General features: G+C 27.0%; 22 protein-coding genes. 6 read left to right on the top strand and 16 right to left on the bottom strand.

Annotated elements, in window-relative coordinates; genetic code table 11:
* Nucleotides 1-320: 320 nt before the first annotated feature.
* The 6 genes from ACYUEW_RS06810 to ACYUEW_RS06785 all read right to left on the bottom strand — a co-directional run bounded on the left by ACYUEW_RS06810 (nt 321) and on the right by ACYUEW_RS06785 (nt 8295).
* Complete coding sequence (locus ACYUEW_RS06810; protein WP_460276499.1) at nt 321-2312, bottom strand: methyl-accepting chemotaxis protein; 1992 nt, start codon at nt 2310-2312, stop codon at nt 321-323.
* An 864-nt stretch (nt 2313-3176) separates the two neighbouring features.
* On the bottom strand, nt 3177-3866 hold the full coding sequence (locus tag ACYUEW_RS06805; protein ID WP_003488505.1) for a LiaF transmembrane domain-containing protein: 690 nt from the start codon (nt 3864-3866) through the stop codon (nt 3177-3179).
* Nucleotides 3867-4325: 459 nt separating this feature from the next.
* Nucleotides 4326-5969, bottom strand: coding sequence for a carbon starvation CstA family protein (locus ACYUEW_RS06800; protein WP_003488503.1), 1644 nt, complete (start codon nt 5967-5969; stop codon nt 4326-4328).
* Nucleotides 5970-5980: 11 nt separating this feature from the next.
* Entirely contained in the window at nt 5981-6490 is a 510-nt protein-coding gene (locus tag ACYUEW_RS06795; RefSeq protein WP_003488501.1) for a hypothetical protein, read from the bottom strand.
* A 414-nt stretch (nt 6491-6904) separates the two neighbouring features.
* Entirely contained in the window at nt 6905-7813 is a 909-nt protein-coding gene (locus ACYUEW_RS06790; RefSeq protein ID WP_460276498.1) for an alpha/beta hydrolase, read from the bottom strand.
* A 269-nt stretch (nt 7814-8082) separates the two neighbouring features.
* A complete protein-coding gene (locus tag ACYUEW_RS06785) occupies nt 8083-8295 on the bottom strand; it encodes a (2Fe-2S)-binding protein (protein ID WP_460276497.1) in 213 nt (70 codons plus the stop codon).
* 747 nt (nt 8296-9042) lie between these two features.
* Here ACYUEW_RS06785 and ACYUEW_RS06780 point away from each other — a divergent pair.
* Nucleotides 9043-9492 (top strand): CBO0543 family protein, encoded by a 450-nt coding sequence (locus ACYUEW_RS06780; protein ID WP_043031337.1) that lies wholly within the window; start codon nt 9043-9045, stop codon nt 9490-9492.
* A gap of 129 nt (nt 9493-9621) precedes the next feature.
* Here ACYUEW_RS06780 and def read toward each other — a convergent pair whose 3' ends face one another.
* Together def and ACYUEW_RS06770 are read right to left on the bottom strand one after the other, a co-directional pair.
* Nucleotides 9622-10074, bottom strand: coding sequence for a peptide deformylase (gene def / locus ACYUEW_RS06775; protein WP_003488493.1), 453 nt, complete (start codon nt 10072-10074; stop codon nt 9622-9624).
* Nucleotides 10075-10311, bottom strand: coding sequence for a helix-turn-helix transcriptional regulator (locus tag ACYUEW_RS06770; protein ID WP_003488490.1), 237 nt, complete (start codon nt 10309-10311; stop codon nt 10075-10077). It abuts the gene before it with no gap.
* Between the two features lie 404 nt (nt 10312-10715).
* Here ACYUEW_RS06770 and ACYUEW_RS06765 point away from each other — a divergent pair, with 404 nt between their 5' ends.
* Nucleotides 10716-11777 (top strand): FAD:protein FMN transferase, encoded by a 1062-nt coding sequence (locus ACYUEW_RS06765; protein ID WP_265204569.1) that lies wholly within the window; start codon nt 10716-10718, stop codon nt 11775-11777.
* Between the two features lie 555 nt (nt 11778-12332).
* Here ACYUEW_RS06765 and ACYUEW_RS06760 read toward each other — a convergent pair.
* The 5 genes from ACYUEW_RS06760 to ACYUEW_RS06740 form a co-directional block, all read right to left on the bottom strand.
* Complete coding sequence (locus tag ACYUEW_RS06760; RefSeq protein ID WP_043031333.1) at nt 12333-13568, bottom strand: aminopeptidase P family protein; 1236 nt, start codon at nt 13566-13568, stop codon at nt 12333-12335.
* A gap of 213 nt (nt 13569-13781) precedes the next feature.
* Nucleotides 13782-14270, bottom strand: coding sequence for a lysostaphin resistance A-like protein (locus ACYUEW_RS06755; RefSeq protein ID WP_460276496.1), 489 nt, complete (start codon nt 14268-14270; stop codon nt 13782-13784).
* An 8-nt stretch (nt 14271-14278) separates the two neighbouring features.
* Nucleotides 14279-14590, bottom strand: a complete 312-nt coding sequence (locus ACYUEW_RS06750; protein ID WP_460276495.1) for a CAAX protease — start codon at nt 14588-14590, stop codon at nt 14279-14281.
* Between the two features lie 65 nt (nt 14591-14655).
* Entirely contained in the window at nt 14656-15594 is a 939-nt protein-coding gene (locus ACYUEW_RS06745) for an SPFH domain-containing protein (protein ID WP_012344496.1), read from the bottom strand.
* A 2-nt stretch (nt 15595-15596) separates the two neighbouring features.
* Nucleotides 15597-16037 (bottom strand): NfeD family protein, encoded by a 441-nt coding sequence (locus ACYUEW_RS06740; RefSeq protein ID WP_043031328.1) that lies wholly within the window; start codon nt 16035-16037, stop codon nt 15597-15599.
* A 226-nt stretch (nt 16038-16263) separates the two neighbouring features.
* Here ACYUEW_RS06740 and ACYUEW_RS06735 point away from each other — a divergent pair, with 226 nt between their 5' ends.
* Entirely contained in the window at nt 16264-18180 is a 1917-nt protein-coding gene (locus ACYUEW_RS06735; RefSeq protein ID WP_003488479.1) for an NAD(+) synthase, read from the top strand.
* A gap of 207 nt (nt 18181-18387) precedes the next feature.
* Here ACYUEW_RS06735 and ACYUEW_RS06730 read toward each other — a convergent pair whose 3' ends face one another.
* The gene (locus ACYUEW_RS06730; protein ID WP_003488477.1) at nt 18388-18813 is read right to left on the bottom strand and encodes a YaaR family protein; all 426 of its coding nucleotides are present in this window, start codon (nt 18811-18813) and stop codon (nt 18388-18390) included.
* Between the two features lie 448 nt (nt 18814-19261).
* Nucleotides 19262-19852 carry a type II toxin-antitoxin system PemK/MazF family toxin gene (locus tag ACYUEW_RS06725; RefSeq protein ID WP_003488475.1) on the bottom strand — a complete coding sequence of 197 codons (591 nt, stop codon included), beginning with the start codon at nt 19850-19852 and terminating at the stop codon, nt 19262-19264.
* Between the two features lie 173 nt (nt 19853-20025).
* Between ACYUEW_RS06725 and ACYUEW_RS06720 the strand changes: the two genes are divergently transcribed.
* From ACYUEW_RS06720 to ACYUEW_RS06710, 3 genes are all read left to right on the top strand, one after another.
* Entirely contained in the window at nt 20026-20562 is a 537-nt protein-coding gene (locus tag ACYUEW_RS06720) for a chromate transporter (RefSeq protein ID WP_003488473.1), read from the top strand.
* Nucleotides 20562-21098, top strand: coding sequence for a chromate transporter (locus ACYUEW_RS06715; RefSeq protein ID WP_003488471.1), 537 nt, complete (start codon nt 20562-20564; stop codon nt 21096-21098). Before ACYUEW_RS06720 ends, ACYUEW_RS06715 begins: the two co-directional genes overlap by 1 nt.
* Nucleotides 21099-21454: 356 nt before the next feature.
* A complete protein-coding gene (locus ACYUEW_RS06710; protein WP_265202892.1) occupies nt 21455-24073 on the top strand; it encodes a calcium-transporting P-type ATPase, PMR1-type in 2619 nt (872 codons plus the stop codon).
* A 268-nt stretch (nt 24074-24341) separates the two neighbouring features.
* On the opposite strand, the gene ACYUEW_RS06705 is transcribed toward ACYUEW_RS06710, so the two are convergent.
* Nucleotides 24342-25214, bottom strand: a complete 873-nt coding sequence (locus ACYUEW_RS06705; protein WP_460276494.1) for a ComEC/Rec2 family competence protein — start codon at nt 25212-25214, stop codon at nt 24342-24344.
* Nucleotides 25215-25255 lie beyond the last annotated feature (41 nt).

Genomic DNA, 25255 nt, shown 5'->3' with positions numbered 1-25255 from the left:
TCTACCCGGTAGAGGCGCCATCCTTGGCTTCACTACCGGCTCCTCACGTCCTGTGAGGAATTACGCAAATTTTTAATTCCACCAAATTAAGAACTACTAAAGCTTATTCATATGTTTATTACACATATTTTTTTCTATTTGCTACATTAAAATTAAATCTATTTTTATTTTGAGACAACCCTTTTTTTATCTATCCGATGACTGCCCGCTCTAATACTCCCATCTTCTTCAAAGTGAGAATAAAGAGCGGTTACGTCCCTGGATAACGATTTCTAAGCTTTAGATGGAGTAAAAACTCCCTCTAAAGCCAAGAACTCTGTTTATATCTTAAATTGTTTTACTAATGAATTTAATGTATCTGAATAAGAATTTAATTTTTCTGCAGATCCTACTACCTCTTTAAGTCCCGCTGCCTGTTCCTGTGCTGATGCAGTTATTTCTTCAGTAGTTGCTGCTATCTCCTCTGAAACAGAGGATGCTTCATTTATTTTATTTAATATATCATTTTTATTATTATATATAATTTTTTGTGATTCATTAACATTTCTTATGCTTTCTTCTAATTTATCTATAGATTCCCTTATAGTATTAAAGGCATTATCTGTAATATTAATTTTGTCCTTAGTATCCTTTTCAAGTTCTATAGTTTCATACATTTTATCTAGTATATCTTTTACTTCTTTATTTATGTTAGAAATAACCCTTTCTATTTCTGAAGCTGAAGTTGAAGATTGTTCTGCAAGCTTCCTTACCTCTTCTGCAACTACTGCAAATCCTTTTCCTGCTTCTCCTGCCCTTGCAGATTCTATACTAGCATTAAGTGCTAATAAAGATGTTTGTTCTGTTATAGATTGTATTGTCTCTGTTATCATACTTATTTGATTTGAACTTTCTGCTAATGTATCAATTTTATTAGCTAATTCCTGGTTTGATTTAGAATTCAATTCAAATTTATTTTTTAACCCTTTTACAGCCTGTCCACTATCTTTTATAATATTTCTAACTATATCAGACTCTTTGACCATTTCCTTAGAATCTTCCATAGAATTTTCTACTTTATCTGATAAATCACTTATAGAATTTAAACTTCCTTCCATAGACTGAGCTTGATCTGAAGTTGCATCTGCTATATTTTGTACTACTTGTACTATTTCATTTCCTGCCATTTCTGATTGCTCTGTTATATCTTTTAAAATATCTGAAGACTCTTTTACATCAGAAGAAACACTCTTAAGACTATCTAAAATTTTTACTGTTTCTTCTCTCACTATATTAATTCCATCCATTATTAATTCCATCTCATAAATTGAAGTTTCACCCTTATCTATGCTCTGGGTAAAATCTCCATTCTTCATACAGGCTAATGCATCCTCTATTTTTCTTATAGGATTTATTATTTTTTTAGAGAATACTGCGCCTATTGCTAACGCTCCTGCTAAAGATAAAAGGGATATTGTAACTATCATTCTATAATATTTATTAAGTTCAGATTGTATCTCACTATAAGGTAAAAATCCTACAATGCTCCAGGATGTTGCTCCATCTTTTTCTGTTATGACTTTATACTTTTTTCCATTAATTTCTATTTTATCTATAATTCCCTTATTTAGTATTTCTTTAGGCCAATTTAAATCTTTTATATTTTTATTTAATTTTTCTTTATCTTTATGCCCTATAATTGAACCATTTTTATCAACTAATACCACAAAGCCTTCTTTACCAATCTTAGTATTTTTAGCAATGGAAGATAAATCATCTAATTTTATGTCCATACCAATTACTCCAACTAAAGAATCCTTCTCATCCATAACAGCTTTAGCTATAGTTACCATTAAACTATTGGTACCTGCTGTATCTTTGTATGGTTCTGTAATAATAGGGTCTCCTTTCATTTCAACTGCCTTCTTATACCAAGGCCTTGTTCTTGGATCAATGCTATTAACTACATCAGTTTTAGGTGAAAATATAGTATTTCCTTTAACTGTTCCTAGATAAACATTTGTAATTTCAGAATGAGAACTTCTAAAGGCCTCTAATGCATAGAAAAGCCAATTAGCATTATCCTTATTTTTGAGTAAATTTTTCGCATTACCATCATTAGCCAAAGTGTTAATTGATTCCATATTATTTTTATTTTTTTGTGCTATCATAGCTTGGAAACTAAGTACAGAATTCTTTGTTGTTGATTCAAAATTACTTTTTAGACTTTTAGTTTGTGAATAATTAGTATATATACCAACAATTAATATAGGAATTAAAGCTACAAATATAAGTAAAGTCGAAATTATACGTTTTATACTTTTGTTTTTCATAAAATGCCCCCCGTTTTATAAAAAATTCTGATAATTTATATTATATTATACTACAAATATTAACAGTTAAATATAATTTTTAATACTATTGTTAATTTATTTGTAATATACCTTAATTAAACTATATTGTAATGCATTCTAATAAACCCTATTATAAGTTAATTATAATAAAATCTATAAAAAACTAAAAGCTATTAAGGGTAAAATATTAATTAAATATAGATATTTTTAGGAATTCATGCAGCTTTAATGAATAGCTTATAAGAAAAGAAAAATAAAAAGAGATTTTTTAGTAATGTAAACTTTTTTAATTTTTCACAAATATAAAATTAAAAGGGATATTAATAATACACTAAAGCTCAATATACAAAACTTCATCTAACTTTTTAAAGCTATATGCTAAAACTATTAATTTAATTTAGCTGTATTCTATAAAACTTAATATAGCTTTAAAAAGATATCCGTTTATAAAGATATTAAAATAATATTTTTATTATAAAATTAAATCATTTAAATTCTAATATTAAAAAAATTTTTTAATATCCCTATAGTATAAGAACACTTTACTATAATTATTAATTCCCTTCTTCTATATTTTGTCCCGTAATCTTTATAATTATTTATTTTAATAATTAGTAATTATACACAATTAAATTTTAAGCAATAAAAAAAGGAGGTCTCAAAATAAATTTAATTTTAAAACCACCAATATAAAAAATACACTTAATAAACTAGTTAATTTCTCTCATAAGTTCTAAATCTGGATTCATTAAGAACTACTAGAGCTTATTCATATGTTTATTACGTGCATTTTTTTATCTCTACTATATTAAAATTAAACATAGTATATTATAATTTAAAATTTTAATCAAAATAATGTTTTACATCTAATCCACCAAAAGCTGCTATACAATTAACTTTTAGAGTTGGTCCTCCATTATTCATATTTCTATTTCTAGTTTTATTACTCCATCCACCAAATATTGGTATACCAGTTATAACCACATTCCAATTTTCAGGAACTACTATATCTACTCCTCCAAAAGCTACGAATACATCTATATAAGCGCCGTCAAAACCCAACTGGGCATCTAATAAATCTAAATCTACTCCTGCAAATATAGTTGTTATACTTCCACCCTTAAAAGCTTTTGAATTATTCTTAGTTCTAGCTCCTGAAAATATTGCTCCTGTTTTTACAAAATCCTCTGAACTTTGTCCTCCGAAAAAAGTTCTATCTTTCGCTCTAAAGCTTTCCTTATAAGATAATAAATAAAAACCTATTAAAAGAAAAATTCCTGCCCAAAAGAATTTAGATACATTATATAATATATTTAAATTCCTTAATTGAAACATTACTCCTAACAATATTAATACAATTCCATTTACATATGAAACTGATTTTTCTAGAAGTTTTTTGACACCAATAACTATTAATATAATTGGCCAATAATTACTTATAATATTTCCAAAATCCCATAAATTTAATGCTTCTAAAAATATTCCTAAGCCTATAACAAGAAATATAATACCTAAACTACTTTTACCCTTCACTTTTTATCCCTCCATTTATAAAATTATTTTTTTATTTACTAAATCCTCAATCTCATATTAATATAATAAAGCAGTTAATTATTATTAATCTTATTATATAAGAAAAATGAATTATATGTTAGTATCTAAGGTAATTTTTCACTATGACAAAAGTAATTATTTATTATATCGTAAAGGAAAATTATATATTAACAAAAATAGTAGTTCACCTCATTAAGTGCTTTTAAATTTTAAGAGTCCTAAAATTTATTAAGTCTGTATTACTTTTAAATAATATCTTTACTATCTAAGTTTTAATTAGCATAGCTTTATAATAAAGTTATAACTTTATATATAATAAAAAACAAAACTTCAGCAAAACTTAGGTAAATTGTCATAATTTTGACCTAATATTTTACTGAAGTCTTATATTTTTTATAGGGATAATTTAATTATTATTTTATTGAAGTTATATATTTACTAGGCTCCTAAATTTGTGTTAGCCTTTTTATTTTTATTTAAAGTATTGTAAGCCTCTACTGCAAGTACTACAGCTAATACAAGTAATATTACTGCCATTACTCCTAATATATAATTGGGTTTTGCTCCAAATAAATAGGATTTTATTATTAAGAATAGTGCAGATAGTGTTACTGCAAACATGAAAATCATTGGTATTATTATCATTATTGTCTTCTTTCCTCTTCTTGAAAGCCATGCTGTTAATGACAATAATGCTAATGCAGCTAATAATTGATTTGCTGAACCAAATATTGGCCATATTTTTTCATATCCATATAATATTAGTCCTAATGCACAAAATACTGTTATTAATGTTGACACATACATATTAGTAAATACTGATTTCTTTTCCCCCTCTTTTTCATTAGAACCTTGGAAAAACTCTTGGAATATATATCTTCCTATTCTTGTAGCTGTATCCAAACTTGTTAAAGCAAAGGCAGAGAAGGATAATGTTACGAATACTTTACCTATAGCTAATGGTATTCCAAAGGAATTCATAAAGGCTGCACAACTGTTAGCAAAAATTTCTGCTGGTGTACCTTTAGCTTTAGCAACATATCCTACAGCAATTAAAGCTATAATAGCTACAACTCCTTCAATTAACATGGAACCATATCCTATAAGTTGAGTATCCTTTTCACTATTTAATTGTTTTGAAGATGTTCCTGAACTTACTAAAGAGTGAAATCCTGAAACTGCTCCACAAGCTACTGTTACAAATAAGAATGGGAATAAAGTTTGACCTTTTACCGTAAATGATGTGGTTGGTGCCAATTGCATAGTTGGATGAAGAACTAATATACCTATAAAAGCTCCTATAAGCATAGCATACAACAAAAATGAGCAAAGATAATCTCTTGGTTGAAGAAGTAACCAAACTGGCATAGTAGATGCTGCAGTAATATATATTAAAAGTATTATTTGCCATTGAAACTTACTTAATTTTAATACTGGAAATCTATATCCTATATATATGCAGAAAAATAATAAAGCAACGCCCACTACTGTAGACAACCCTACTGGAGCATTTCTTCTATATACAAAAAATCCAAAACCCATAGCTAAAAATATAAAGAGAATTGATGCTGTCCCAGAACGTGCTCCTGTTAAAAGTTCTGGTGTTTGTGGATTATATGCAAAAGTAGAAGCACAAATATCTGTAAAGGCTGCTACAACTAGAACTAATGTAACCCAAGCAAAAACATTAAATAATTTTTTACCCTTTTCACCTATATTAACACGAATTATCTCTCCTATAGAGTTTCCTCCATGTCTTATAGATGCAAATAAAGAACCAAAATCATGAACACCACCTATAAAGATACTTCCTATAACAATCCATAACATTACAGGAACCCATCCAAATATAGCTGCTTGTATAGGCCCTGCTATAGGCCCTGCCCCTGCTATAGATGAGAAATGGTGACCTAATAAAATTTTAGCATCTGCTGGACAATAATCCACATTATCAAATTTAGTATGAGCTGGTGTTTGCTTACTTATATCTATGCCCCAGTGTTTAGCAAGCCATCTACCGTAGGTTAAATAAGCAATCAAGAATAAAATGATACCAGTTAAAAGTAACACTACTGAGTTCATAAAAACCCCTCCTAATTTTTATTAAAGTGTTTTTGATACACCTTTTTAACAAATTTACCAGCTTTATTAGTTATAACTTCTTTATTTTTTAAATCTATCAAAATTAATCTTATATCGCACCATCCAAACCAATAAAATTTATAAGCCTTTGCAAATTTAAACTTTTTAACATATTGTTTTATATTATAATCAATGGAATTTTCACTTATTAATATGCCTGTTAAATAGGAACTTTTATGATCTTTATGAGGTGTTACACATAGTTTCTCTGCTTCTATGAGCATATCTATATGGTTATCTAATGTTTCTTTTGAAATGTTATCTAAACGTTTTACAAAACAAAATTCATTTGTTTCAAAGCTATCAATAATATCTTTTTCTGTAATCATTGTTCTAACATTAATTAATTTACAATGAGCTAAAATATCTAAATGATTTTCTAAAAAATAAGTATCTTTCTTTATTTTAAAATGGGATCTGTATGAATTTTCCAACTTACTAATATATAATTCTCCATCCATAAATTGCCTACCCCCTACTTTAAATAAAGCATAACACTTTGATAAATACTAATCAAACTTCATATATCTTTATTTATGTTAAAATTTGTCTGTATATTTTTCAATATTAAAAATTATCTGGGAATATTAATATTTTATGTAAATTTTAACAAAAGGGTGCCATTATAAAAATAAAATAGATTTAATTTTAACACTTCTAAAATAAAAAATACACTTCATAAACCACTTTATTTCTCTAAAAAGTTCTAAATATAGCTTTATTAAAAATTTTCTTCCAGATGAAAACACTATAATTACTTATAGCTTTTCACACTATAAATAATTGAGTTAAATCCCCCTACTGCTTAAAAACTAATAAAGCTCATTAATAGGTTTATAAAATGTATTTTTTCTAAATTAAAATCAAATCTATTATTATAAATTTATTTTTTCTAAAAATTTATATATACGTTCTTTATACTCTTCTTTATTTTTCATATAAGACTCTGCATGATCTGCATTGGGAGCTAAATATATATCTTTTACTCCTATTTTTTTATTTTTGTACATATCTATGCTCATTTCCTTTGGTATATATTTATCTTCCATACCATGTATAAAAAGTATAGGTGTTTCTACTTTTTCTATATCTTTTATAGGTGATACTTGTGAAAAAAATAATCCAATCCTTAATTTGCTTATAAAACTTGCTACGGTTGTAAATGGAAAGCTAGGCAATTTATAATCTTCTTTTAGCCTCAACTGTAATATATCTTTCATACTGGAGTATGGGCAATCTGCAACATAAAATGCTATTCTATCATCAATAGCTGCATTTTGAAGTATAGTACCTGCTCCCATAGATTCTCCATGAATGCCAACTATAGAATCTTGGCCGTTTCTTTCAAACACCCAATCCGCAACAGCTTTTAAATCTTGTTTTTCATAATAACCAAAAGTAGTATTTTCTCCACCACTACTTCCATGATTTCTATGATCATATATTACTCCATTAAAACCTTTATCCATGAATATTTTCATATATTTCACGGAATTATACAAATTACACTTAATCCCATGGCATATTATTACAGTTTTCTTCGAATTTTTTCCTGGGAAATACATTCCCTTTAAATCATATCCAAAGGGGGATTTTATAGTAATTTCTTGTCTTTCTAATTTATTAAATTCTTCTTGTACAAATCCACCCTGTTCTATTTCCTTTTGATAAGTAAATTCTGCCTTTCTTACTATTGGATAAATAACTGCATCTATTAATCTCCAAGATACAACAAAAACTATAACCAATAATAATATTAATAAAATCAATAATATTACTTTCATATTATCCCCCTAACTACAAAACTAATAATTGCTATTTTTAATATACCCACATTTTATTCCATATAAACCAAAATATCAAATACATAATACTTTTAATATTATATCTCATTTAAATTATTTAATATATATTATTAGTTTAATAATTGTAATAGTTTGGGTGAATTAACTTTTCCTATCTGTAAAATAATAAAAGCATTATCAGAATTTACTAAAATAAACAATTCCGATAATGCTCATATTTAATTTTAAACCTTATAGTTAAATGTACTTTATTTTGAGTACTCTTCTAATAATTTTTCTATAGTATAAGTACATCTGTTGCCCCTGCAAGCTCCAGTGCCTGCTCCAGTAGCTTTTCTAACTTCTTCCACTGTTTTAGCTCCTGATTTTATCGCATTTTTTATAGTTAATCTATTTATATTTTTACATATACATACTTTCTTCAATTTATCCATTATTTGTTCATTTACGTTATTATCCATTATTATCTCCTATCCCTACATAATATTTATTATTTATTAATAATAAATAATATAAACTATTTTTATATTAAAATCCAGTACATAATAATACAAGCATGACATCCATCACTTATTGACACTCTATATTATAATGAACAGAATACAGTGTTTATATAAATTTTATCTATTCTTTTTTATAAAATATGTATGAAATTATCTATTTACTTCTGAACAATTAGCATATACACACTAATATACAAAAAATTTTTGTATATCAAAATTTATTTAAAATATTTTTATGCTAGCATATATAATATATTAAAATTAACATTTATAATGTATAAACTTAAAATATAATTTAGTATACATTTGGGAAATATAGCAAAAATTATTATGAAAGGTGTGGTTAAAGATAAAAAAGGTATAACTACTGGCCGTGTAATCAATTTCCCAAAGGCACAGAAATTACAGTAACTACATATGGAGAAAATGATGCTAAAGGAAAAGTTGCAAGAGCATTATATAAAAAATTAGGTCTAATGCTACCGTTGAAGAATTATTTAAATTTGAAGATTAATTTTGATTATGATAAGTAAAACTTTATAATCGAAATTATACTTCTATAGTTTAAAATAAACTAATCCTAGAAATATTAAAATCAACTAATTATATATGATATACGTAATAAAAAATATTGCAAAGCAACTTATATATATATTTATTAAAATAATGGATAAAATAATACAAAAATAATAATTAGGTGATTTAATGATTTTTAATATAATAGTTGCTTTTATAATCCCTTGGATATCCGGTATAGTATTTTATTTTACAGATAGAAAAGTTCTTTTTACTATAGCACCTTTTCAAAGTGTTGTAGCATTTACAGTAAACTCATTTGGATTTTTCTATAAATTTTGGAGTATATATCCTCATGAATATGGTAAGTTCGCTAGTATGCCCTATGATTTAGGCATATACCCAATACTTTCAGTTTATTTAATACATTATATTAATAAAGCAAAATTTAATCCTTACCTACTTATAATGATTGTAACAATTTTTACAACATTTCTTGAATGGCTTGGCATATTAAGTGGGAAAGTACTCTATTCAAATGGTTGGAATTTAGGTCTTACTTTTATTAGTTACTTGCTACCCTACTTAATAAACTACTGGTTTTATATACAACTGAAGAAAATGAAGATATTTAATTAACTTACTTAACCTCTTATGATATTTAATAATATAAGGAATCAGCACTTAAAAAGGAGTTATATTACCTTTGCTAAAAAAAGAGAAGGCTATATAACTCCCCAAAAATTAAAATAAAAAGTACAAGTAATGCTATTTTATATATTCAGTAACTAAATCGGTAAAAAGAATACCTTCTAAATGATCTATTTCATGACAGAAACATTTCGCTAAATCTCCTGTACCTGTTAGTATAATCTTCTTACCATATTCATTTAATGCTTGTATGGTTACCTTTTTAGGTCTTTTTAGTTTTCCCCATGTATTAGGAATACTTAAACAACCCTCTATAACTTCTTGAGTTCCTTCCTTGTTAATTATCTTTGGATTAACTAATTTTATAAGCCCTTGGCCCATATCAATTACAACCAATCGTTTTAATATACCAACTTGTGGTGCAGCTAGCCCTCCACCATTTTCTGTATTATACATAGTATCTGCCATATCATTTAATATTTGTCTTATTTTATCATCTACTACTTCAACTACTTTGCTCTTTTTTCTTAATATTTCATCATCAAATATCCTAATTTGTCTTAATGCCATTTAAAATACACCTCTACTTTGCCGCCCTCTGGATTTTCTTTCACTTTCCTCAAAGAGAAAAACCTCTTCTATAGAGCGATGAAATATTTTGCAAATATCATAAGCCAACCATATAGATGGTTCAAACTTTTCTGTTTCAATAGCATTAATTGCTTGTCTTGACACACCTACAAGTTTTCCTAATTGTTCTTGTGTTAATCCAAAAACCTCACGAAATTCTTTTATTCTATTTTTCATTAATAATCACTCCTGTAATGTTAACCTTACATTGCAAATATATCAACAAATTATTTCAATGTCAAGTTAACCTTACAAATAATACAATAAATAAGTTTTATTGAAAATAGATATCTAGAAAAATAATGTATATAGTTAATTACATATAGTTATTAACTTTCCAAATAAAAAATTAAATCTTCTTTTTGTAAAATGCTTCTAAATTATGGGATGTAGGGAAGGTTATTTGTTAACTGATGATTGAATTATTGCCATTAAATGATATGATTCTAGTAGAATATGATACATTTTTAAGAAGAAGTTTATTGAAGCCATATATACGGAAGATGTTTAACTCTATTTAATGTATAAAAACTCTACAATTCAGCAATAAAATAAATTATTTTGGTAGGGGAGATGTTAAAATGAAACATCATAAAAGATTAATTTTAACAATAATAATGGTTGTTATTTTAATAATCATTGTTACTTTAGACATATTTTCTAAACGTGCTTACAATGCGCCAATATCAAAAGATGAATTTTGTTTAGGAACACTTTGCAAAATTAGTGTATATGATAAAGTTAATGAAAAAGTATTAGATAGGGCTTATGACAAAATTGGCGAAATTGAGAGTAAAATAACAGTCAACAATGCTGATACTAGTGAAATTATTGAACTAAATAATGCTGCTGGCAAGCATGCTGTAAAACTAAGTAAGGATACTTTAAAAATATTAAAGAAGGGTATCTATTACTCTCAACTTTCTCAAGGAAAATTTGATATTACAATTGGAGGTATTTCTAAATTATGGAATATAGGCACTAATAAAGAAGCTATCCCCAATCAAATGGATTTGCAAAATGCTATAAAACATGTAGATTATAGAACCTTACAAATTGATGAATCCAGTAATACAGCTATGCTAAAAAAAGAAGGAACAAAAATAGATTTAGGTGGCCTAGCAAAAGGTTATATTGCAGATGAGGTTGCTATTGTATTAGCTAATAATGATGTTAAAAATGCTCTTATTAATTTAGGTGGAAATATCCTAACTATGGGAAGTAATCCTAGTAGCAACCACTGGAATATACATATTCAAGATCCATATGCTACTCGAGGAAGTATTTTAGGAAGCGTAAAAATAAAAAATAATTCAAATAAATCTGTCGTTACATCTGGAACATATGAAAGATTTTTTGAATACAAAGGTAAAAGATACCATCATATAATAGATAGTAAGACAGGCTATCCTGTGGAAAACGAGCTTCTTTCTGTAACAATAATAGCTGATAAATCATCTAATGCAGATGGTATGTCTAATTGTGTATTTCAATTTGGATTAAAAGGTGGCATGGATCTTGTAAGAAAAGTTAGAAATATTGATGCTGTATTTATAACCAAGGATAAAAAAATATATATCACTGATGGTTTAAAAGGTAACTTTACACTTACTAATAATGAATATACTCTTATTGCTAATTAAGATTTTATATAATCCAATAATTTGTATTACTAATAAATAGTTTATATTTATTTTCTATAAAATAAAACTAGTGAAAGTCATTGGCTTTATTTTATTAAATTTGTTTGCTAACGCAAATAGTTTTGAGTATAATTTAAATTTATATAAAGATTATAAAAGCTACAGTATTTTGACATGATACGCATCAATTTTCTACCGAAAATTTTTTTGAAGCCCTTACTGAAAAGAATATAAATAATTTTAAATTTTTAATTTACTTATTGAAGTTCTCCTTTCTTACAGGAAATTATCTTTAAAGAGTTATGCTAGCTTCAGCCTATTAAAAAGAGGGATATGTGGCGTAAAAGGCATTCGAAAAAGCTTAGATATTCTTATTTGTTTTTTGAAAATATATTAGAAAAAAAATGATTGTTTGAGCGGTCAGCGAGTTTCATTTTTTTCAATATATTTTATGAAAAAACAAATTAAAATCTCTTAGCGAATTGAGACGCCATTCTAGACACATATCCCTTTTAAATAGGCTGTAGGTAAACTTCCTTTTAAGTCGTAATTTCCTTATTTCATAAAGTTTTCTATTTCTTCTATGCTTTTAATTATATCCTTACTTAAAACTTCACACCCGTTCTCTGTTATTAATAAATCATCTTCTATTCTTATCCCAATACTTTCTTCTTGTATATAAAGACCTGGTTCATTAGTTATAACCATGCCTGGTTTTAATTCTATTTCATAACTTCCTACATCGTGGGTATCTAAACCTAAGTAATGTCCAAAACTATGGAAATAATATTTTCTTAATTCTTTTTCATCTTGCAATATTCCTAATTTTTTACATCCTTCTATTAATGTTTTTTTAGTTATTTCTTCTATTTCTTTAAAGGTAACTCCTGGTTTTGCATTTTCAATTATAGCTTTATTAGCTTCTAAAACTACTTTATACACTTCCTTTTGTCTCTCTGTAAACTTTCCATTAGCAGGAAAAGTTCTTGTTATATCACCATTATAATATTTATATTGAGCTCCTAAATCACAAAGGATTAAAGAGTTATTCTCTATTTTACAATTATTTTCACTATAATGTAGTACTGTAGCATTTTTCCCAGCCGCTGCTATAGTTTCAAAAGCATAATCTGTAACCCCATTTTTCTTTAAGGAAAAGTCAAAATATGCTTCCACTTCGTATTCCATCATATTCGGCTTTATATTTTTCATCATATTGTATATGCCTTCTTTAGTTATGTCTATAGCTTTTTTGATTAATTCTACTTCCTCTTCACTTTTTATTGTTCTTAAATCACTTATACCTTTATAGATGTTTTCTATTTTTGCATAAGGATATTTTTCTTTTAATTCTTTAGCAAAAATTTGAGCTGGTGTAAAATTTTCTTCCCATTCTCTCCTCTCTAAATCTAAGTATACTTTATTAAATCCACTTCTATTTATAAAGATCGGAAAATCATCAAAAAATTTATCTACATACCCTATATTTTCTATCCCACTTACCTCTTCAGCTTCTTCTTCGCTAATGGTTGCCCCTACCCATCTTGCCATTACTGGATCTGGCCTTTGTATATATAAATGTTCTGTTATTTTTTTATTTTTCTTAGTTATGACTAATATTATCTGTTCCTCTTCTATTCCAGTTAAATAATAAAAGTTTCTGTTAGGTGTAAATGGATAGGTTTCATCTGCTGACTTATAAGGTGCCTTGCCTGCAAATATAACAATTATCCCCTCTTCTATACTTTCTCCTAAGTTTTTTCTGTTTCTCATAAAAAATTCTTTATTCACAAAAATCCCCCTAATTAATTTATTTAAATATCTCATTAAAGTTGAATAAAAATTGAGTATAATTATACTAATACCATAAAATGTAATTTATTTCAATCTTATATATTATAGACTACACATTTTAAATTGATTATTGTATGCTTAACCGCTATATCCCTATAGTTTTTGATTTATTCATTTTTTAGATTTCTACTTATACACATTATAATTTTCTTAACCTGCACTACTTATATTAGTACCATCATATTTCAACTCTCTAATATATTTTTCAAGCAAAATTCCTGATATTATAAAAATTACTGCCCCTATAGAAAAAGTTCTAATATTAGAATTAATATATATAAAATTGAATCCATTAGTTAACATATGGGAAACCATACATAATACTACAGATTTTGTTTTATAATATATTATCCCAAGAAGTATTCCGAAAATTATGGCATTAATAATTTGAGGAATGTATATATGGCATAATGCAAATACAACTGATGAAATAATTATACTAGTTATTGGTTTATACTTATTTAAAAGTCCTTCCAAAATAATTCCTCTGAAAACTATTTCTTCAAAAATAGGTGCTATTATTACCTCTAAAATAAATATTTGATATAGATTTTGTGTATCTTTTGCAGCTGCCTCTATAACCTCTTTAGATAATAGGCCTTTTATTATCATTATGCCAATTGAATTTTGAAACCACATAAAAAATCCTAATATAAAAAAGCTGTGCATAATAATATTTTAAAATTAAATTTTTCAATATATCTTATCTTAAAACTAGGTTCAATATCTGCTCTTATTATCTTTAAGATAAATATTATAATTAACCCCTTTGAAATTAAATCTCTTAACACATTTAAAGCTAATTCTAAAACTTTATTCGAATTAACATAAGTAGTTTCTAACATCCTATTAAAAGGAATAGGGAAAAAATAAAATGCTGCAACAATAAACATTGCTATTGCCAAAGCACCTAGCACAGACAGTTCGAAATTACTCTCAGTTACTTCATTTTTATCCAAATAATCACCTACATTTCTCTAAAAAACATCCATAGATTTGTGTAAATCAAATCTATGGATGTTCTTTATTTATTATCTTTATTTAGCAAATCACCTATGGCAGCAATACTACCTAATGAAGATAATGTTTCATTTGGTAATATTAATTTATTAGCTGGATTCTTAGCCATTTCTTTTAGTGCATCTACTTGTTTTAAAGCAATAACTACTTCATTTGTACCTGATTCTATTATAGAAGCATTAACCTTTCTTATAGCTTCTGATTCTGCATTAGCTATTTGCTCTATAGCTCTAGCTTTACCTTCCGCTTCTAATAATTGAGATTCTCTTAGTCCTTCTGCTCTTCTTATGTTAGCTTCCTTCTCTGCTTCTGATTGTAAGATTTTAGCTTGTTTATCCCCTTCTGCTCTTGCTATTTCTGCTTGTTTTTGCCCTTCTGCTTGAAGTATAGCAGCTCTTTTATCTCTTTCTGCTCTCATTTGTTTTTCCATTGCTTCTTGTATTTCTCTTGGTGGATCTATATTTTTTATTTCTACAGATAAAATTTTAATACCATAAGCATCTGTAATTTCATCTATTTGTTCAAGTAATTTTGAATTTATTTTATCTCTTCCTGATAAAACTTCGTCTAAAGTCATATTACCTACTATATTTCTCATATTTGTTATAGTAGAATATGTTATACCTGCTTTATAGTCTTCAATATTATAAACTGCATCTTTAGAGTTCATTATTTTGTAAAATATAACGTTATCTATGGATATTTTTACATTATCTTGTGTAATAACACTCTGTGGATCTATATCTATTATTTGCTGCTTTGTAGAAATTTTTTTCCTTACAAAATCCGCAAAAGGCATAATTATATGCCAACCTGGCTCTAAAGTTCTATGATATTTACCGAATCTTTCCACAATAGAAACATAACCTGTATTTACAACTTTTATAGACAGTAAAAATGTTACTAATATAATAACTAATAATACAATTATAAGTATCGCCATACTTATTCCTCCTCTACCTTTTCAACAAAAATTTTGTTACCTTTTACTGAGATTATTTTTACCTTATCTCCTTTTTTTATATAATCCCCACTATTCGTGACTCTCCAATATACACCTTGGAATTTTAGCACCCCCTCATCTTTTATATCTTTATCTGCAATAAAAATTTCTCCAACATAATTTCTTTCGATAGATAATATAGAATTCTCCTGTTTTTTAATAATCTTCTTTACCATTGGATAACCTAATATCATACATAAAATACTAATTAATACAAAAGCAATAATTTGTGTAGACATAGAATATCCTAATATTTGAACTATAAGTGCAGCTATAGCCCCTAGAGTGAACCAAACAAATAAAAAAGAACTAGTAGCAAGATCCAACAGCAAAGCAGCAGTCCCAATTATTATCCAAAGAATAATGCTAAAATTGCTCCACATACTCTCCCTCCCTCTTGAATTATTACTATTATTATACATTATAATCTTATAAATAATATAAATAAATAGTTTTTAACTTAATAAACTATTTATATTATTATGATATAGTTTTATAATAAAATGTGCTTTGCATAATTTTTTATTAATATTTTATATTAAAGTTTAATTATTTACCTTTAATTTGATATAATCATAAGGTAATAATATTTTTAATGGAGGATTTTATATGAATAATTCACAATATTACATAAGAGTATCTACTGCTTGTCCTGTAACTAATGTAGCAGATATAGATTTTAATATAGAAAACATAAAAAAATGTATAGATATGTGTATAGAAAAAAAATCAAAATTAATAGTTTTTCCAGAACTCTCTATAACTTCTTATACTTGTGGAGAACTTTTTTCACAAAGTCTATTAATATCCAAAGCCTTAGATGGAATACATAATATATGTAAATATTCTATAGACAAAGATGTTTTAATAGCTGTAGGAGCACCTTTATTATATAAAAATAGTCTTTATAATTGTGCTGTTATAATATTTGGAGGAAAAATACTAGGTATTGTCCCTAAAAGTTATTTACCTAATTATTCAGAGTTCTATGAAAAAAGATGGTTCACAGAAGGGTATAAAATAAAAAGTGAAAGAATTAATTTACCTTTCCAAAAAAATATTCCTTTTGGAACTAACCTTATTTTTTCTGATAAATTTTTCAAATTTGCTTTTGAAGTATGTGAAGATCTTTGGGTTACAATTCCACCTAGTAGTTATCTTGCATTAATGGGAGCTAATATTATTGGAAATTTATCTGCCTCTAATGAAATAGTTAGCAAATCAGATTATAGACGAAATTTAGTTGCATCTCAAAGTGGTAGATGCTTAGCCTCCTATGTATATTCTTCATCAGGTGTATATGAATCTTCTACAGACTTAGTATTTAGCGGTCATTTATTAATTGGAGAAAATGGCTCTATATTAAAAGAAAATAAAAGATTCCAAAGAGAAAATGAAGTTATTACAAGTATTATAGATATAGATAAAATTAATAGTGAAAGGCTTAAAAATGTAAGCTTTACAGATAACTCAATGAATATGAATTTGGAATTAGAAGAAATAACATTTAAATTTACAATTAACGATGTTGGTGTCTTTGATAGACCTATAGATAAATACCCTTTTGTTCCTTCTAATGAAGAAGAAAGAGCAGTAAGATGCAAAGAAATATTTAATATACAAACCTCAGCTCTAGCTAAAAGACTTGATCATACTAATATGAAAAAAGCAGTTATAGGTATCTCTGGTGGATTGGATTCTACCTTAGCTTTATTAGTTATAGCTAAAACCTTTGATAAATTAAATATTCCTAGAGAAAACATAATAACTATAACAATGCCTGGTTTTGGAACTACAGATAGAACCTATAATAATGCTGTAAGTCTATGCAAACACTTAAATACAACCTTAAAAGAAATAAATATAGTAGATGCAGCATTGCAACATTTTAAAGATATAGGCCATGACAAGGATATACATGATGTTACCTATGAAAATGTTCAAGCAAGAGAGAGAACTCAAATACTTATGGATATAGCCAATAAAGAAGGTGGCTTAGTTATAGGAACCGGTGATTTATCTGAATTAGCTTTAGGTTGGTGTACATATAATGGAGATCATATGTCCATGTACAGCGTAAATTGTTCTATTCCTAAAACCTTAGTAAGATATTTGGTAAGATATGTAGCTGAAAATGAAGTAGCAAAAGAAATATCAGAAATACTTATAGATATTTTAGATACACCTGTAAGTCCTGAACTACTACCAAAGGATAAGGAAGGTAACATTTCTCAAAAAACTGAAGATATAGTAGGCCCTTATGAGTTACATGATTTCTTCCTTTATTATTTTATTCGTCAAGGAACTACTCCAGATAAAATAAAACAATTAGCTAAAATAGCTTTTAAAGATTCCTACGACAAGGAAACTATTGACAAATGGTTCTCTTATTTTATAAGAAGATTCTTTACTCAACAATTTAAACGTTCTGCGGTACCAGATGGTCCTAAAGTAGGAACTATAAGTTTATCCCCTAGAGGAGATTGGAGAATGCCATCAGACGCAAGTTTTAATCTTTGGAAATAAAAAACAAAATAACATAATATATTTACTTTTGAAATTTAATAACGTGTCTCAAAATAAATTTAATTTTGAGGCACTATCTATTTTTATAACTAGCCTAAATAACAATAAATAGACATAAAAATTATTAAATTCAATGATTTAATAATTTTTATGTCTATTTATTAAGTAAAACACTTATTATTTATAAAATGATAAATAATAATTATATTATTTATATATATCTACAATGAGTCCTGTTATATCATCTATAGTTTTTGCTATATCTAAATTTTCTTTTTCGGCGCTTAATAACATTTCTGTTAATTCCTCAAGTTTTTCATCTACTGTTTCTACTGTAATAAAGTATTGAGTTTGCCAAAAACTTATATCCTTTTTTACGGAATACATATATTCTAAAACTGATTTTAAATATTCTTTTATCATTCTTTTATATGCTTTGACATCAGCATAACACTTAGTTATAGCTAACCTATTTCCTTTTTTGTTTATATCCTCCAACATTTTTTTTAATTCTTGCTCTGATTTCTGCTGACGAGCAAAATTAAAATTTTGTGAAAATCCTTTTTTATTTTCTATTGTTCTTTTATTTTCTGTTTGTATCGGTGAATTGGTTCCTACTCTTTTGATTTCCAAATAAAATCACTCCATTAAATATTTTTATCATATATATATTATAGCTAAATTTCTTTTAAAAATATAGATAAATATAATATGTTTTGTTTGTAAAACAATTATATTTTTCATTTAATACTTTTTTATTTTTATAAAATATAAAAAAAGTATTAAATATGCAATATAAATTTAATACTTACAAAAAAATTACTTTATATAATTTTAACATTATAAACCAAAAAAGACTGATTTAGAATCAGTCCCATGATATGTTATATAATCTCTCGACCTATGCCGAGTATGTTATTCAATTTAAAGAAAGGATATATGAGATATAATCTCCTAACCTCTGCTAGGTATGTTTCTCTTGAACACAATTGTTATTATACCATTAAACAAAAAATTATACAACATAAATTTATAAAAATTTAATATTTTTTTATTAAATTCTTTATAATTTTTGTTTTAACTACAAATCTAGCGAAATTTTTATTTTAGAATCTAAAAGTTGCATGAATTTGTCTGATAAAGTAGCTACGTGTCTTCCAAGTCTAGCTTTTGACACAATTCTTATTTGTTCCGCTAACACTGTTCCTGTTATTTCCATCTTTTCTCCCTTAACTAATTCAAAATCTCCATTTCTTATGGAAATATGTACAGCTATCTTCTTTGGCCTATTAGAAATGGGTACTACTATGGTTGTAGGTGCATTTTGGTTCCCTGTGTCATTTTGTATGATAATAACTGGTCTAATTTTATTTTCTTCTGATCCTATATTTTGACCTAATTCACAGGTCCAAACTTCACCTCGTTTAGGAACTATCCTAATTCTATTCTTGACATTATTATTCATTTCTATACCATCATTTACCCATTCTACATATTTATATAATTTACTTAATGCGTATGATTTCTCTTTTAAAGTTTTAGCATTCTTATTTTTATCTATTTTATTGTTAACCCTATTTATGTATTCATCTAATAACTTATGTATTTGACTTTCTGTATCTTTTATGTATTTTCCTAATTCTTCACTGTTCATATCATTTAAGTTTTTCATTGCTCTTTCCCCCTATAACAATTATATAATACCAAAATTTGAAAGAGAAATAAAATTTATTAATAATCTATTTATCTATCATTTACCTACATTATTTATATTATTCTATTAGAAAATATAGTATTCATAGGTTATAATTAATTTGTCTTTTATTTTTTTATGAGGTGATATTAATGCTTAAATATTTAAAAATGTTTTGGAGTTTCTTTAAAATAGGTGCTTTTACCTTTGGTGGTGGCTATGCAATGATTCCACTTATAGAGGAAGAGGTTGTAAATAAAAACTCTTGGATATCTAAAGAAGATTTCTTAGATATACTTGTAATATCTCAATCTTTTCCTGGTGCTTTAGCGGTAAATTGTTCTACCTTTATCGGATATAAAATAGGAAATTTACCTGGAGCTATACTTGCTCTTTTAGGAACCATATTACCATCCTTCTTTATAATATTATGTATTGCAAGATTTTTTATGCAATTTAGAAATAATTATTATGTAGATTTAATATTCAAAGGTATAAATGGAGCCGTTCCTGTACTAGTGTTAGTAGCGGTAATAAGCCTTTCTAAATCTATTAAAAAAAATTACATTAATTATACCATAATTATATTAACAGTGGTACTTTTAAAATTCTTTAATATGCACCCTGTTATAATTATACTTCTTTCTGGAGTATATGGTTATATTTTTCTTAGAAAGAAGGTGCAGTAATGAAAATATTACTAGAATTATTTTTTTCTTTCTTTAAAATAGGTATGTTTAGTTTTGGTGGTGGTTATGCTATGCTTCCACTTATAGAAAGAGAGATTGTACACAATAAGCATTGGATAAATTATAAATCCTTTATAGACATTATAGGCATATCTCAAATGACACCTGGTCCTATAGCTATAAACTCTGCCACCTTTGTAGGATATAATGTAGCTGGATTCAAGGGAAGCTTAATGGCTACTCTAGGGGTTATAACCTTCTCTTTTATTTTGGTAACATTAGCAACCCATTTTATTATAAAGTTTAAAGAATCAAATGTTTTAAAATCTGCTCTAATGGGAATGAGACCCGCTCTTATAGGTCTTATAATATATGCTTTTTTAAACTTAGCCTCTCAATCCTATATAGATTTAAAGAGTATAATAATAGGGATAATAACCTTTATACTTTTGCTCTCTAAAAAAATACACCCTATTATAATCATAGTAATCTCTGGACTTTTGGGAATAATTTTTTATGGATTTATTCCACTTTAAAATGTTTTAATAAATATTGTACTTAATAGAACAATATGCTATAATTTGAAATGTCATGAAGACAAAGGGGAGTAGCAAAAGTTAAGTACTTTAAACTATTCGTCATTACGGATTAAAATCCCGGATAGTTTGCTCTTTAAGAGATTGCAAGACCTTTGTCCTATATAAATATAGGACAAAGGTCTTTTTATTTATAAAAATATAATTATAAATATTTTTATAATTATATTTTAACTTTATAATATTCTTGTAGATAAACTTTTAATGAATTTCAAATATTTTTTATTAATTTCAAATATTATAGATTTATTTTATAATATATAAAATTTACAAACAATAATAGCGAGGTGAATATTATGTGGTTTAACAAAACTTCTCAAGAAATATTAGAAGAACTTGCTGTAGATCCTTCCAAAGGTTTAAGTTCTGAGGAAGTAGAAAAAAGAAAAGAAAAGTATGGCCTGAATAAATTAAATTCTAAAAAACAAAAATCTTTATTAAAAATGTTCTTTGAACAACTAAATGACATCCTAATTTATATACTATTAGCTGCAGCTATAATTTCTGGAGTTTTAGGTGAAATTAGTGATGCACTAATAATAGGAATAGTTGTTATTATTAACACAGTTATAGGGGTTGTACAAGAATCGAAAGCTGAAAAAGCTTTAGAAGCGTTGAAACAGCTTTCCACCCCAAAGGCCTTAGTAAAAAGAAATGGAGAAAACATAGAAATTCCATCAGAAGACGTAGTTCCAGGAGATGTAATAGTTTTAGATGCCGGTAGATATGTTCCTTGTGATTTACGACTTATAGAAACTGCTAATCTTAAAATAGAGGAATCTGCTCTTACAGGTGAGTCAGTTCCTGTTGAAAAACACGCTGAAGAAAAGCTTGAAGATCCTAAAACACCTTTAGGTGATCAAAAAAATATGGCTTTTATGTCTACCCTAGCTACCTATGGAAGAGGTATTGGTATTGCTGTAGGCACAGGTATGAATACTGAAATAGGTAAAATAGCTAAGATGCTTGAGGGAGAAGATAAAGAACTCACTCCTCTGCAAAAAAAGTTAGCTGAATTAGGTAAAATATTGGGTTTTGCTGCTTTAGGTATATGTGCTTTGATGTTTGTTGTGGGCTTACTTCAAAAAAGAGATATTTTAGAAATGTTCTTAACTGCTATAAGTCTTGCTGTTGCTGCTATTCCTGAAGGACTTCCTGCTATAGTTACTATAGTCTTAGCCATGGGAGTTCAAAGAATGATAAAGGAAAATGCTATAATTAGAAAACTCCCTGCTGTAGAAACTTTAGGGGCTGTTAATATTATATGCTCAGATAAAACTGGTACTTTAACCCAAAATAAAATGACCGTAATCAAATTTTATACTAATAACGAAATACAAGATATAGATAAGTTAAATATTGAAGATAATATTCATAAAATGCTCCTTGAAAATTTAGTTTTATGTAATGATGCCACTTTCTCTAAGGATTCAAGTACTGGTGACCCTACTGAAATAGCTTTATTGGAGGCAGGAGCTAAATATAATATTGTTAAGAACAATATAGAAAATGAACATAAAAGAATAGATGAAATTCCTTTTGATTCTGATAGGAAATTAATGACCACTGTAAATAATTTTGATGATAAAAATTATGTAATGACTAAAGGTGCTATAGATAATTTATTAAAAATAAGTACTAATGCTTATATAAATGGAGAAATAGTTCCTTTAACAGATGAAATAAAAGAAAATATAATGGATGCATCTAATGAGATGTCTAAAAATGCTCTTAGGGTTTTAGGAGCTGCTTACAAAACATTAGAAGATACTAACTACAATAAAGAAAATTTAGAAATGGATTTAACTTTTATCGGTCTAGTAGGTATGATAGATCCACCTCGTGAATCTGTAAAAGGTTCTATTTTTGAATGTAAGAATTCTGGTATAAAAACTATAATGATTACAGGTGACCATAAAGTAACTGCTTTTGCTATTGCAAAGGAATTAGGTATAGCAGAAAATGAGTCTCAAGCCATATTTGGATATGAGCTAGATGATATGCCAGATTCAGAATTAAGCTCTAAAATTGAAAATTTAAGAGTTTTTGCTAGAGTATCTCCAGAACATAAAGTTAAAATAGTAAAAGCTTTAAAGTCTAAGGGCAATATAGTGTCTATGACTGGTGATGGTGTTAATGATGCTCCTTCACTAAAAGCTGCAGATATAGGCGTTGCTATGGGTATAACAGGTACAGACGTTGCTAAAGGTGCTTCTGATATGGTATTGACAGATGATAATTTCTCTACTATAGTATCTGCAATAAAAGAAGGAAGAAATATATATAATAATATAAAAAAATCTATTGTGTTTCTTTTATCCTGTAATCTTGGAGAAATTTTGGCTCTATTTATAGGTATACTTCTTGGTTGGCCTGCTCCATTAAGACCTATACACCTTTTATGGGTTAACTTAATAACAGATAGCTTGCCAGCTTTATCTTTAGGTATAGATCCTGGTGATCCTGATATTATGGATGAAGATCCAAGAGATCCTAAGGAAAGCTTATTTGCAGGTGGTGCAGGTATTTCTCTTATACTAAATGGTTTATTAATAGGTGTACTTACATTAGTAGCCTTTGAGGTTGGAAGAATAAGATACTCTGATTCATTAATGCATGCTCAGACTATGGCCTTTGTTGTATTAAGTGTATCTCAATTGTTCCATTCATTTAATATGAGACACCCTAAAAAGTCTATATTTCAATTAGGATTGTTTACAAATAAATATTTGTTTGCTTCTGTGATATTTGGAATATTCCTACAAGATATGGTTATAACAATTCCATTTTTAGCATCTATTTTTAAGGTTTTTGATTTAACAATACAGGACTGGATATTTGTATGTGCGTTATCAATAATACCTTTAATAATAAATGAAATAGTTAAATTTTTCAAAAGACTAAAAGATAAATAAGTAAATATTACTTAAATAGATTGAAATTTAGCACTACCTAGATAAAAAAATACTTCATAAACAGAATTCTTGGCTTTAGAAGGAGACTTTACTCCCACTAAAGCTTAGGAAATGGTTATCCAGGGACGTATCCGCTCTTTACTCCCACTTTTAAAAAGATGGGAGTATTAGAGCGGGTAGTCATCGGATAAACTAATTCATATGTTTATGAAGTACATTTTTTATATTTGTTTATTAAGATTCAATCTATTTTTATAAATCCCCAATTTTAAGATGTGAATTTTAAATAAGTATTTCCTATGAAATTCTTCCCCTTGTTTATATAATAGGAATATCTATTCCAAATTATTTCTTGATCCCTAATTATTAAATTCCCTTTATTGCTTGTTGTAAAAACTTCTATACCTTTGTTTTCCAATCTATCTATTATAATCTTATCCGGACTATAGATTCCATCACAAGTAACAATAGCAATTTTAGGTTTTGCTATATCTAGAAGTTCATTACTATTACTAGTTTTAAATCCGTGATGAGAAACTTTTAAAACATCACATTTTTTAATTTTTTTATTAGATATCATATCTATTTCTTCCTTCTTTTCACAATCCCCTAAAAATAAATATTTAATTCCATCTATTTTACCAAATAATACTATAGAGTTATTGTTTTCATTCTTACTATCTATATTCATAGGCACTATAGCCTTTAAATTTAATTTTCTCCCTTTAACTTCCCACCCATCTTCTATCCATTCATACTTAACCTTATGTTTTTTTATCATATTAATTACTTTTTTCTTATCATCACTATCATGTTTAGGTAAAAAAATCTTTTTTACTTTAGATGTTTTTAAAAGCATCTCTAACCCACCATAATGATCATCATGATAATGGGTTAATATAACTCCATCTATTTTATCTACATTGTTGGAATTTAAGTAGCTTAATATTTTCCCACTATAATATTCCCAGCCAGTATCTATTAAATAATTTTCTTTTCCCGTTTTAATTAATATACAATCACTTTGACCTGTATCTATAAAATGTACCTCTGGATTTCTATCCTTTGCAAAAACTTTTATACAAAAAAAACTTACTACAACAATAAACATTAAGAAAGTTCTGGGTGCTTTTATTTTCATAATACACCTCCTTATTAAGTTTATTTTTTGTAGTAAGTTAT

Source organism: Clostridium sp. CTA-1 (assembly GCF_054768215.1).
Note: the sequence above shows the minus strand (reverse complement) of the source record. Positions and strands in the feature narration are given on the sequence as shown.

Coding starts and splice junctions, on each gene's coding strand:
- ACYUEW_RS06785 (WP_460276497.1), bottom strand. CDS start 8,295: ATGGATAATAACGTAAATGAACAAATAATGGATAAATTGAAGAAAGTA.
- ACYUEW_RS06755 (WP_460276496.1), bottom strand. CDS start 14,270: ATGTGGTTTCAAAATTCAATTGGCATAATGATAATAAAAGGCCTATTA.
- ACYUEW_RS06735 (WP_003488479.1), top strand. CDS start 16,264: ATGAATAATTCACAATATTACATAAGAGTATCTACTGCTTGTCCTGTA.
- ACYUEW_RS06725 (WP_003488475.1), bottom strand. CDS start 19,852: ATGAAAAACTTAAATGATATGAACAGTGAAGAATTAGGAAAATACATA.
- ACYUEW_RS06710 (WP_265202892.1), top strand. CDS start 21,455: ATGTGGTTTAACAAAACTTCTCAAGAAATATTAGAAGAACTTGCTGTA.
- ACYUEW_RS06715 (WP_003488471.1), top strand. CDS start 20,562: ATGAAAATATTACTAGAATTATTTTTTTCTTTCTTTAAAATAGGTATG.
- ACYUEW_RS06720 (WP_003488473.1), top strand. CDS start 20,026: ATGCTTAAATATTTAAAAATGTTTTGGAGTTTCTTTAAAATAGGTGCT.
- def (WP_003488493.1), bottom strand. CDS start 10,074: ATGGCATTAAGACAAATTAGGATATTTGATGATGAAATATTAAGAAAA.
- ACYUEW_RS06790 (WP_460276498.1), bottom strand. CDS start 7,813: ATGAAAGTAATATTATTGATTTTATTAATATTATTATTGGTTATAGTT.
- ACYUEW_RS06745 (WP_012344496.1), bottom strand. CDS start 15,594: ATGGCGATACTTATAATTGTATTATTAGTTATTATATTAGTAACATTT.
- ACYUEW_RS06810 (WP_460276499.1), bottom strand. CDS start 2,312: ATGAAAAACAAAAGTATAAAACGTATAATTTCGACTTTACTTATATTT.
- ACYUEW_RS06780 (WP_043031337.1), top strand. CDS start 9,043: ATGATTTTTAATATAATAGTTGCTTTTATAATCCCTTGGATATCCGGT.
- ACYUEW_RS06765 (WP_265204569.1), top strand. CDS start 10,716: ATGAAACATCATAAAAGATTAATTTTAACAATAATAATGGTTGTTATT.
- ACYUEW_RS06770 (WP_003488490.1), bottom strand. CDS start 10,311: ATGAAAAATAGAATAAAAGAATTTCGTGAGGTTTTTGGATTAACACAA.
- ACYUEW_RS06800 (WP_003488503.1), bottom strand. CDS start 5,969: ATGAACTCAGTAGTGTTACTTTTAACTGGTATCATTTTATTCTTGATT.
- ACYUEW_RS06705 (WP_460276494.1), bottom strand. CDS start 25,214: ATGAAAATAAAAGCACCCAGAACTTTCTTAATGTTTATTGTTGTAGTA.
- ACYUEW_RS06740 (WP_043031328.1), bottom strand. CDS start 16,037: ATGTGGAGCAATTTTAGCATTATTCTTTGGATAATAATTGGGACTGCT.
- ACYUEW_RS06795 (WP_003488501.1), bottom strand. CDS start 6,490: ATGGATGGAGAATTATATATTAGTAAGTTGGAAAATTCATACAGATCC.